This window comes from Holdemanella biformis DSM 3989, from assembly GCF_000156655.1.
GTDB lineage: Bacteria > Bacillota_I > Bacilli_A > Erysipelotrichales > Erysipelotrichaceae > Holdemanella > Holdemanella biformis.
In genome coordinates this window covers 1-559 of sequence record NZ_DS996878.1, presented here as the reverse complement: position 1 = coordinate 559, position 559 = coordinate 1, and the positions used below count along the sequence as shown (strand labels likewise).

The window sequence follows — 559 nt, the reverse complement described above, 5'->3', positions numbered from 1 at the left end:
AATTTCTAGAAAACAATGCCTATTTTGTCGATTTCTTTAATGCATACTTCTTTGATGGAGAAAAAGTTCTTGAAGCTATGAATTGTGAAGAACTCGATTCTGAGATGAATGATGCGAATATGGATCTTGAAAAACATGTGGATGTGATTCGTAAGTACAATGATGGAAATCTTTATAGTGCATTCATTATTGAAAATCAAAGTTGTGTGGATATGTCCATGGTTGTAAGAGCGGCTGTCTATGAGTTTGTAGCTTATGACAGATTGTTAAAAAAGTCAAAGAAGAATAGGATTAAAGAAAAACTGCCAATGGTGCATATTCTTGTATTTTATACAGGAGAAAAGCCTTGGAATGCAGCTAGACAGCTATCACAGCTAGTTGAGGTGGATGAAAGATTCAAATCCTATTTCCATGACTACAAAATGAATCTGATTGAAATCACAGGAAATACTTCATATAATTTTAATGAAGAAGACGTGCATAATCTATTTTACATATGTCGAAGTATTTATGATCAGTCTATTTATGAAGGAAAGAGTAACAGCTTTGGACTTGTAAA

The 559-nt window shown here is 32.7% G+C and carries 1 protein-coding gene; it reads left to right on the top strand.

All coding sequences use genetic code 11. The features are described from left to right. On the top strand, positions 1 to 559 hold a 559-nt coding region (locus tag EUBIFOR_RS11985), incomplete at both ends, for an Rpn family recombination-promoting nuclease/putative transposase (RefSeq protein WP_003866344.1).